The organism is uncultured Methanobrevibacter sp. (assembly GCF_947170395.1).
Lineage (GTDB): Archaea > Methanobacteriota > Methanobacteria > Methanobacteriales > Methanobacteriaceae > Methanocatella.
Map to the genome: position 1 here is coordinate 112,960 of NZ_CAMVTE010000001.1, position 9,482 is coordinate 122,441.

Genomic DNA, 9,482 nt, shown 5'->3' on the forward strand with positions numbered 1-9,482 from the left:
ATATTTTTAACTAGAAAATTAGGTGATTTCATGGCTAAACCAATTGGGGATACTCCAATATTATATGGCAAAGATGCTGAAGATTTTTTAAATGGTCTTAATAAACCATTAACAAAAAGGCAAAAAAAGATTATTAAGGAAATTAAGGAACAGAGATTTGTTCCATTTTAATTTCTTTTTTCTAATCAATATTTTCTAAATCAAAATATAGGTAGAACTTTTTAGTTGGGTCTCTTTTTGCAATAAAATCAATATTGTTAATTTTTTCGTCATCTTTTTCTAAATTCACAAATCCATTTTTAATTACATAGAAATATATTGCTTTTGCATAGCCTTCAACAACAATAAAACGAAATCCTACTTCTTTTTTTGATATGTTTTTTAAATTCAATATGATGTTTCTAATTATATGGGTTCCTAAATTTTTTCCAGAATATTTCTTATCAATTGCAAGACGCCCTATTTTTACAGCAGGCAATGTTCGATTTTTTCTTTGAATTTGTAATTTTTCTTTAATTTCTGAGGAAACATTTTCATCACGTATATTTCTAAAAATAATGGTATCTGTTAAAAGAGAGACATATCCTATAACTTTTTCTTCACACATGACGAGTTTAGTAACATTTAATTTTGAATTTTGCTGTTTTAATGCATCATTTTTTAAAAAATTATTCAAGTCTTCATCACCACAATCAAAATCACTTAAGTCGTGATTTTTATTCAAAGTTTCGAAATAATAATTTTCTTTAATGTCTTCGATTTTCATATTAAATCTTATTATTCTTTGAATTATTTATTACTTACTCTTAATGGCTGTAAATATTGATTTAAGCTTGTAATATTTGGCATATTTCATAATATTGATTTCAGTTTATTATTTTTAATTCAAATTGTATCGTATTTATCCTGTATTTGAATATGATATCATTTACACATATTTTAGTTTAATTTTCTTTTTACTGTTTAATTAATACAAAAACATTTTAATCAGATTTTAAAAATTAATTAATCTTTTTTAGATAATTGTCTATTTTTTTACAATTAACATTATATATCATAATCAAGAAAAATATAATTCATAAGTAAAGAGGTTAAAAAAATGATAGGTAAAAAGATTCGTTTAGAAAGAATCATTAACAGAAATACTGGTAGAACTGTAATTGCACCGATGGATCATGGCGTATCAAGCGGTCCGATTCCAGGAATCATCGATATGGATGAAACCGTTGAAGAAATCTCCCAAGGTGGAGCAGACGCAATCCTAATGCATAAAGGTATTGTACAACAGGGACACAGAGGTTACGGTAAGGATATTGGTTTAATTGTACACCTGTCCGCAAGTACTTCCCTTGCACCGGATCCAAACGATAAGGTAACCGTAACAAGCGTTGAAAAGGCAATCCAATTAGGTGCGGATGCAGTATCCATTCACGTAAACTTAGGTTCTGAAACCGAAAGCCAAATGCTTCAGGAATTGGGACAAATCGCTGAAACATGTGACTTCTGGGGAATGCCGCTTTTAGCAATGATGTATCCTCGCGGACAAAAGGTAGAAAACGAACATGACGTTGAATTCGTAAAACACGCCGCACGTGTAGGGTCCGAACTTGGAGTGGACATCGTTAAAACCAATTACACAGGTGATCCTGATTCATTTAAGGAAGTTGTTGAAGGTGCAATCGTACCGGTTGTAATTGCAGGCGGACCTAAAGTTGACACTGATGAAGACTTACTGAACATGGTTAAGGATTCACTTGAAGTCGGCGGAGCAGGCGTTGCATTTGGACGTAACTTGTTCCAGGCTGAAAACCCAGGAAAAATTACAAGAGCAATATCTGAAGTTGTTCACCATGACTTGGATGTGGATGAAGCACTTGAATTCTTAAAATAGGTGATTTGATGCAAAACAAATTCGCATGGATTAGTACTCCTGATGAATTGTGGGAAGATAAAAAGGAAATGATTACAACTGCTCTAGAGTCCGGAATCGACCATGTCCTTGACTTTGATGACATAGAAAACATCAGAAAACTGGGTAATGTAAAAATCATTGCAAACAATGATGATGCTGATATCTATCTTGTTGGCATTAACGGTGAAGGTGACGGATTTTTAGACCTAAATGATGACTTTACAGATTCCGTCGACATTTCAAATGCCAAAAAAGCAAAAAGTGAAGGAAAAACTGTATGTGCATATATAAAAATCACAGATAAGGCACATGAGCAGTTGGCTGTAAAGTTAGGTTCAATCGTAGACTATATTATTCTTGTAGGAACTGACTGGACAATCATCCCACTTGAAAACATCATAGCGGATTTACAGAAAGTGGATGTGGAAATTATTGCTGCAGTACGTGACCTTGACGGTGCACGTGTAGCGCTGGAAACCCTTGAGCACGGAACAGACGGAATAATTTTTGAAGCTAATGACTTTAACCAAACCAAAAAGATAGCTGAAGAGGTCGTAAAGGCATCTCAGGTAAAATATGATCTTAAAATTGCAACTGTAACCAATGTCAAACCATTGGGTTCAGGTGACAGGGTATGTGTAGATACTACTGACATGATGAGTCCCGGTGAAGGTATGCTTATAGGATCATATTCAAAATCAATGTTTCTGGTACACTCCGAAAGTTTGGAAAGCGAATACGTTGCATCAAGACCATTCAGGGTAAACGCAGGTCCTGTTCAGGCTTATGTGATGGTTCCGGGAAACAAAACAAGATACCTCTCAGAACTTGTTGCCGGAGATGAAGTGCTTATTGTAAACACTGAAGGTGAGACAAGAACCGCATATGTCGGTCGAAGCAAAATCGAAAGAAGGCCATTGATATTGATTGAAGCTGAATATGAAGGAAAAACCATTAGGACATTACTTCAGAATGCTGAAACAATCAGGATCGTTGATGAGAATGACGAACCTCTTTCAGTAGCTGACGTTGAGCCTGGAGATAAGGTCAAGGTTTACATTGAAGAGAATGCACGCCACTTCGGAATAGCAATTGATGAAACTATTATAGAACAATAGGTGATTAGATGTCTGAAGTGAGGGCATTTCTGGCAATTGATTTGGATGATGATTTAAAGCCTAAAATAAATAGGATCATTAAAGAATTTAAACAGATTGATGCCAAAATCAAATATGTTGAGCTAACAAATCTGCATTTAACTCTAAAGTTCTTTGGTGACATTGACACTAACGGTTTGGAATTGCTTGAAGATGCAATTGAGCGAGTGGTATCTGATTTCAAACCTTTTAATATCAAAATAAAAGGTTGCGGCGCTTTTCCAAACGCCAACCGCATAAAGGTCATATGGGTAGGAATAGATGATGATACAATAATAAAAGACCTTCACGCTAAACTTGATAAGGAATTTGTAAAATTGGGCTTTGATAAGGACAAAAAATTCTCAACCCATCTGACAATCGGGCGCATGAAATCAGCTAAAAACAAAAATCAGGTCAAATCAACAATTGAAGAGTATGATGAATTTGAAATCGGTGAAATGCAAGTCAGCGAAATTTCTCTTAAGAAATCAACATTAACTCCTCAGGGACCTATATATGATGATTTAAAAGTATTTGAATTGTGATAAAAATGGATTATGAGTCAATTTTAAAAGATATAAAACCGACAGAAACTGAACAGCAGGATCTTGACGAAATGTCACAAAAGCTGGTCAGCTTTCTTGAAAAGACATGCCAAAAGGAAAATATCGATGCTAAAATAGAGGTTGTGGGTTCAGTTGCAAAACACACAGCACTTAAAGGAAAATCAGACATTGATGTGTTCATGGCATTTCCACTTGACATTAATGAAAACACTTTAAAGCAGAAAGGTTTATATTTGGCTCATAAATGCAGCGACCACTTTGGAGGCGATGCGGCTCATCACTTTGCTTCACATCCATATGTAACATCCGATATTGGCGAATTTGAAGTGGATTTGGTTCCATGCTATTCAATTGAAGATGGTTCCCAGCTCAAATCAGCAGTCGACAGAACAATACTTCACACCAGATATGTTAAAGGCAAGCTGACACCTGAAGGCTGTGACGAAGTGCTTCTATTGAAAAGATTCATGGACGTTACAGGAACTTACGGTTCCGAGTTCAAGGTTGGCGGATTTGCAGGATATCTGTGTGAGCTTTTAATAATCAAATACGGAAGCTTTGAGGAAACTTTAAAACAGGCAACAACCTGGCAGCATGGCCATATTATTGACCTTGAAAACTATGGCACAGGCGGAAATTTCAATGACCCTTTAATTGTCATTGACCCGACAGATAAGAACAGAAATGTAGGTGCTGCTTTAAGATTGAATAAGTTTGCAGAATTCATCCAGTCAGCAAGAAATTACCTATCATCCGATAACAAAAAGGATTATTTTTATCCTTTAGATAAACCTCTAGATAAGAATAAGATTTTAAACCAATTGGATAAAAGAGGCAGTGAATTTATAGCAATCAGATTCGATATTCCGGATATGCCTCTTGATACCTTACATCCTCAGCTTAAAATGACAACAGAATCCCTGGCCGAAAAGATAGATAATGAGGAGTTCAATGTATTCAAGGCAGACTATGCAAGCAATGAAGTTGACTCTTCAGTCATATTGCTTGAAATGGCGTCATCCAAACTGAATGCCATTAAAGTCAATAAAGGACCTAAAGTCTATCTAAACAAAGCATGCAATAACTTCACAACAAAATATGGTGCTTCAGATTGCCATATTGAAGATGACTTTCTGGTACACACACAAAAAAGGGAATTCATTAACGTCAATGATTTTATAAAAGATCTTTTTACTCAAAAAAACATTTCAAAAATCAAAGTTGGAAAAAATATCCGGAAAAATATAATTGACACTTATGAATTCGTCACATTGGATGAATTGGCATCCGATGACGATTATTTACAGTTTTTAGATGATTTTATAAACCCTTCTCAGTATATAGTAAGGTGAGCTAATGCAGAAAACAGAAGACATAGATTTAATAGTCAATTATCCCAAAAAGGCGATAAACAAGCTGGCAATACCTATCATTATAAGCTACCTTTTTATGATGGTGAACAATATCATCGACGGAATATGGGTATCAGGACTCGGTCCGAACCCTCTTGCTGCAGTAGGATTTGTAACACCTCTGTTTTTGGCACTTGTCGGTTTTGCAAACGGTCTGGGTGCAGGTTCAAACTCACTGATTGCAAGATGCATAGGAGCTGAAGACTACCGCAAGGCCGGAAACAGTGCAATACACTCAATAATGCTTTCTATAATAATGACTGTCATCTCGACTGTTGTTATTTTACTGCTTTTAAAACCTCTGCTTTTGATGATGGGTGCCGGTGAAGTGATGTCTGAAACAATGGCTTATGGAAGTATTGTCATTGGGGGCATATTTTCAGTATTCCTTCCTGCGATGATGGCGGCAATATTCAGAGCTCAGGGTGAGGTCAAAAGAGCGTCTTATCCTCTGATTTTAACAGCGCTCATCAATATCATTTTAGATCCTATATTCATCTACACATTAGGTCTGGGGGTGGCCGGTGCTGCTCTTGCAACAGTGCTTGCAGGCGCTCTTGCAGCATCTCCTATGGTATATTGGATGTTTATAAAACAGGACAGTTTCCTTAAAGTAAAGATGAGCGAATATAAAACTGATTTTTCAATATATAGGGATATCCTTGTTGTAGGTATTCCGGCAAGTCTTGAACAGTTCATCATATCTTTTGTATCCATTTTAATGAACTATTGGCTTACAGTTTTGTCCGGAACCCTTGCAGTTGCTGCATATACTGCTACATGGAGGCTTGTATCAATTGGAATGTCTCCGTTGATTGGTATTGGGGTTGCAGCCCTTACTGTCGGCGGCGCTGCCTACGGTGCACGAAATCTTGTTAATTTAAAGACTTCTCTCAATTATGGTATAAAATTGGGAATGATATCCTCAATAATAGTGTCTTCATTTTTCTTCATATTTGCAGACCCGCTCTCATTTATATTTTCATACTCAGCAGACAGTGCAGTATTGGCCTCAAGCATCGTAGAAGCGTTAAGGGTATTGTGTTTCTTTATACTTTTCATGCCGTTCGGTGTTTTGGCGGGAAACATCTTCCAGTCAATGGGAAAGGGAACAATATCATTATTGATAACTGTCCTCAGGTCATTTGTCATGGAAGTTATCTTTGCAGGATTGTTTGCATTCATATTCGCATGGGGCGTAGTGGGCGTTTATGCAGGTCTTGTTTGCGGAATGTCTGTGGGCTCTTTGATAGGTTATCTCTACATCAACTACTATCTGAATAAACATAGGGATTATTTTAAAGTCGAAGCGTAATATTTTGTTTAGTTTATATTTGATTCAATAAATTATAAACTAACTTTTCATCTTATTTTTGTTATTATTGATTTGATAACATGTTGTTTCAAGATGTAATATAATTCTTAAATAAATCAACAACAATGACTTATTAATTTTAGTGGATATTTTAAAATTTTTTCTTAATTTTATTCATTATTTTTTATTATATTATTGAATTTAATGAATATTTTTTATTTTTGTAACATATTTTTGTAGTAACTTTTATAATGTTTTATTTAAATAATAATAACTATGTCAGAGATAAAAAAACTCACGCTTGACGTTGATGTTGAGGATTTTTATAATAACTATGTGGATTTTGAAAAGGTTTCAAAACTCTGTATCGAAGAACAGGAGATGCTTGGATACAACTGGAACTATCCTCCATTCGATTTTGATGTTGATGACGTATGGAATTCATATGCCAAACTCAAACTGATTGCATTTAAAATTGATTTTTCCCAGGAGGAATTGGAACACACTTTTGAGGACAGGGAACTTGAATACGTTTTGAAACGATTCGAGAGACTTAAGGTAAAGCTGATGAATGAAATCTATGCCCTTGAAAGTGAAGATGCAATGGGTCTGTTTTTGGGCAAATGCAACCTGTGCATGAGATGTACAAGGGAAGTGAACATGCCATGCAAAATGCCTTTTAAAATGAGATATCCTCTTGAAGCATTGGGCGGAGAAGTGGACAAGGCTGTTGAAGACCTTTTTGGTTATAAAATTCAATATGCAAAAGACGGAAAGCTGCCTGAATATCTGATATTCGTAGGTGGCTTGCTATACGATAAAAAATAGGTGATAAAATGATAGTAAGTGTAATTGGTGGAACAGGACCTCAAGGACTTGGAATTGCAGAAAGACTGGCTATTGCTGGAGTTGATGTAATTGTAGGTTCAAGAAAAGAAGAAAAAGCATTGGATGTTGTTGCAAAAGCCAAGGAAGACCTTGCAGATTATGATTTGTCAAACATGAAGGGTATGGCAAACGAAGATGCTGCTAAAGAAGGCGATATATTGATAATTACTGTGCCTTTGGCTGCTCAAAAACCAACAATCGAAGGAATCAAAGAGTTCTGTAAAGACAAAATCGTCATGGATGCAACAGTACCTCTTGAAACAGCAATCGGCGGAAAACCATTCAGATTCATTGACCTTATGGAAGGCTCTGCTGCCGAGAGAACAGCTTCAATACTTGAAGGAACAGGCGCAAAAGTAATTTGCGCATTCTGTAACATCTCAAACTCTCATTTGGCAAACATCCCTGAAGAAATTGACTGTGACTGTCTTATTGCAGGTGACGATGCCGATGCAAAAGCAACAGCTGCTGAGATTATCGACAAGATTCCGGGAATTAAAACAATCGACTGCGGTATTCTAGAAAAGGCAAGAATTATCGAAAAGATTACTCCATTGTTGATTGGTTTAAACATCAAGTACAAATCCCACTACGGTGGACTTAGAATTACAGGAATTCCTGCACTTGATAAAGATTAGATGATGTTTATGGATTCATTTGAAGATCTTATTGGTTTGAAAATTGATGAAGTTGATTTGGATGGATCCGATGATTTTATTTTTTCTGTAGGATATAAATATAAAAACTGCGGCCAGAGATATCCTGCTTCCAAGTTGAAATTGTGCGATTTGGACTACTTTAATTTTATTGATTTTGCTGACTTATTCAGATATGAAGCTATTTTTTTAATCTGGTATGATGTTGACTCCCGTATGATTACTGATTTGGAGATTTATCATATAAGCAATGATTTTGATGTTCTTTTCAGGGACTATTACTATATTTTCAATGCAATTCGTGACGGTAATGCGCACTTGTTAAGGGAAGGCGACACCAGATATTTGGGCGCTTCAAGATTGGGCGAAAAAGTTAAACAGCCTAACAACAAAAAGTTGGCAAATAAACGTGAACTTGTTTTAAAAAAGAAGTATCTCTCTAAAATTCTAAAAGAGATTTCTATGGACTGTAATTATTAGTATCTTTTCTTATATTTAATGATATTTATTGGTTATTTGACGCTGTTTATACATTTGTAGCGATTGCTTCAAGATTCAAGGTAATATTAATCAATTCAGACAGGATTATTCTATATCCGTTATTGTGTGTTATATTATCATTTTTCGTAGCATTCAAATTAATTGAAAACGAAAAAACAATAGTTCATGCATTAATAATTGTTCTAATTTCAACATTCCTGTTCATATTCGGAATTATTTAGGGATTTGACTGAACTGTTTTTGCACATATTCATAAAAGTGTCCAAGTTCACGTCCGTTGACAAAGATATGATTTACGCTGATAGCTACGCTCATCTCATAATCACTATTGACTTTTCCCCAGGTTATCAGCGGTTGTATCTGGTTGGATTCAACAATGCAGGTTGTCAATGTGTCAAAATCAACCCATGGAATGCATGAAAAGTTGGCAATATTTTCACTGTCTCTTAAGGACATATCCAAATCAAATTCTTCTTTTTTGCCGCTTAAAATATTTTTTGATAAATCTTTAACGTAATCGTGCCAATCTGAAATATCTTCGAAACATTGCGGAGTTTTAACGCGCATTTCCTTATATATTTCGTTTTCCTCATCCATAATGGGGCATGTGCCTTCCAGATAATCAAATTCAATGACTTTGTCATCCATTATTCTTCTTTTGAATGCAGGAACTTTGTTTACGGCATTCATTAAACAGCCTAGACTCATCACGAAAAATGACTTGTCATTATCATGGCAGTAATTCCACATGTTTTCAACATCAACTCTTGCAGACATTGCATATCTAGATGACAAAAAATTTCTGAAAGGATTTTCCTCTAAATTAAATTCAATTTCTCTCATATTTTAACCAAAAACCTATTAAATAGTTACTTTTTTTTATCTTAAATGTGAAAGAATACTCCGACCTCTGTAGGTCGGAGATGAATTTCACAAAAAACGTATAATATTTAGTCTTCAAATGCTCTCTCGCGATTATTTATTATATTAAATAGTGTTATAATAAGTATTATAAAAAAGTTTTTAGTAATTTAGGAGATTTTTTTATGGTTTATAGGTCTTGTAGGCATCGTGTTTATCCTAATCAAAAACA

Annotated in this window: 11 protein-coding genes; 9 read left to right on the forward strand and 2 right to left on the reverse strand. The window is 35.0% G+C overall.

All coding sequences use genetic code 11. The annotated features are described in order from the left end of the window. The first annotated feature begins 30 nt into the window (after positions 1–30). Positions 31–171 carry a hypothetical protein gene (locus Q0W04_RS00600; protein ID WP_298498817.1) on the forward strand — a complete coding sequence of 47 codons (141 nt, stop codon included), beginning with the start codon at positions 31–33 and terminating at the stop codon, positions 169–171. A 10-nt stretch (positions 172–181) separates the two neighbouring features. On the opposite strand, the gene Q0W04_RS00605 is transcribed toward Q0W04_RS00600, so the two are convergent. Then, positions 182–766, reverse strand: a complete 585-nt coding sequence (locus tag Q0W04_RS00605; RefSeq protein ID WP_298498820.1) for an N-acetyltransferase — start codon at positions 764–766, stop codon at positions 182–184. Between the two features lie 333 nt (positions 767–1,099). Between Q0W04_RS00605 and Q0W04_RS00610 the strand changes: the two genes are divergently transcribed. The 8 genes from Q0W04_RS00610 to Q0W04_RS00645 all read left to right on the forward strand — a co-directional run bounded on the left by Q0W04_RS00610 (position 1,100) and on the right by Q0W04_RS00645 (position 8,368). Beyond that, complete coding sequence (locus Q0W04_RS00610) at positions 1,100–1,891, forward strand: 2-amino-3,7-dideoxy-D-threo-hept-6-ulosonate synthase (RefSeq protein ID WP_298498823.1); 792 nt, start codon at positions 1,100–1,102, stop codon at positions 1,889–1,891. A gap of 8 nt (positions 1,892–1,899) precedes the next feature. After that, the gene (locus Q0W04_RS00615) at positions 1,900–3,030 is read left to right on the forward strand and encodes a 3-dehydroquinate synthase II (protein ID WP_298498826.1); all 1,131 of its coding nucleotides are present in this window, start codon (positions 1,900–1,902) and stop codon (positions 3,028–3,030) included. 8 nt (positions 3,031–3,038) lie between these two features. Beyond that, positions 3,039–3,596, forward strand: coding sequence for an RNA 2',3'-cyclic phosphodiesterase (gene thpR, locus Q0W04_RS00620; protein ID WP_298498829.1), 558 nt, complete (start codon positions 3,039–3,041; stop codon positions 3,594–3,596). Between the two features lie 5 nt (positions 3,597–3,601). Continuing rightward, positions 3,602–4,969, forward strand: a complete 1,368-nt coding sequence (gene cca / locus Q0W04_RS00625; protein WP_298498832.1) for a CCA tRNA nucleotidyltransferase — start codon at positions 3,602–3,604, stop codon at positions 4,967–4,969. A 4-nt stretch (positions 4,970–4,973) separates the two neighbouring features. Continuing rightward, a complete protein-coding gene (locus Q0W04_RS00630) occupies positions 4,974–6,344 on the forward strand; it encodes an MATE family efflux transporter (protein WP_298498835.1) in 1,371 nt (456 codons plus the stop codon). 276 nt (positions 6,345–6,620) lie between these two features. After that, the gene (locus tag Q0W04_RS00635; RefSeq protein WP_298498838.1) at positions 6,621–7,172 is read left to right on the forward strand and encodes a DUF2284 domain-containing protein; all 552 of its coding nucleotides are present in this window, start codon (positions 6,621–6,623) and stop codon (positions 7,170–7,172) included. Positions 7,173–7,180: 8 nt separating this feature from the next. Then, entirely contained in the window at positions 7,181–7,870 is a 690-nt protein-coding gene (gene npdG / locus Q0W04_RS00640; protein ID WP_298498841.1) for an NADPH-dependent F420 reductase, read from the forward strand. 9 nt (positions 7,871–7,879) lie between these two features. Further along, a complete protein-coding gene (locus Q0W04_RS00645) occupies positions 7,880–8,368 on the forward strand; it encodes a hypothetical protein (RefSeq protein ID WP_298498845.1) in 489 nt (162 codons plus the stop codon). 234 nt (positions 8,369–8,602) lie between these two features. Here the strand turns inward: Q0W04_RS00645 and Q0W04_RS00650 are convergent, their stop codons facing one another. After that, complete coding sequence (locus Q0W04_RS00650) at positions 8,603–9,232, reverse strand: CatA-like O-acetyltransferase (RefSeq protein ID WP_298498848.1); 630 nt, start codon at positions 9,230–9,232, stop codon at positions 8,603–8,605. Positions 9,233–9,482: the final 250 nt, after the last annotated feature.

Coding starts and splice junctions, on each gene's coding strand:
- Q0W04_RS00600 (WP_298498817.1), top strand. CDS start 31: ATGGCTAAACCAATTGGGGATACTCCAATATTATATGGCAAAGATGCT.
- Q0W04_RS00605 (WP_298498820.1), bottom strand. CDS start 766: ATGAAAATCGAAGACATTAAAGAAAATTATTATTTCGAAACTTTGAAT.
- Q0W04_RS00610 (WP_298498823.1), top strand. CDS start 1,100: ATGATAGGTAAAAAGATTCGTTTAGAAAGAATCATTAACAGAAATACT.
- Q0W04_RS00615 (WP_298498826.1), top strand. CDS start 1,900: ATGCAAAACAAATTCGCATGGATTAGTACTCCTGATGAATTGTGGGAA.
- thpR (WP_298498829.1), top strand. CDS start 3,039: ATGTCTGAAGTGAGGGCATTTCTGGCAATTGATTTGGATGATGATTTA.
- cca (WP_298498832.1), top strand. CDS start 3,602: ATGGATTATGAGTCAATTTTAAAAGATATAAAACCGACAGAAACTGAA.
- Q0W04_RS00630 (WP_298498835.1), top strand. CDS start 4,974: ATGCAGAAAACAGAAGACATAGATTTAATAGTCAATTATCCCAAAAAG.
- Q0W04_RS00635 (WP_298498838.1), top strand. CDS start 6,621: ATGTCAGAGATAAAAAAACTCACGCTTGACGTTGATGTTGAGGATTTT.
- npdG (WP_298498841.1), top strand. CDS start 7,181: ATGATAGTAAGTGTAATTGGTGGAACAGGACCTCAAGGACTTGGAATT.
- Q0W04_RS00645 (WP_298498845.1), top strand. CDS start 7,880: ATGGATTCATTTGAAGATCTTATTGGTTTGAAAATTGATGAAGTTGAT.
- Q0W04_RS00650 (WP_298498848.1), bottom strand. CDS start 9,232: ATGAGAGAAATTGAATTTAATTTAGAGGAAAATCCTTTCAGAAATTTT.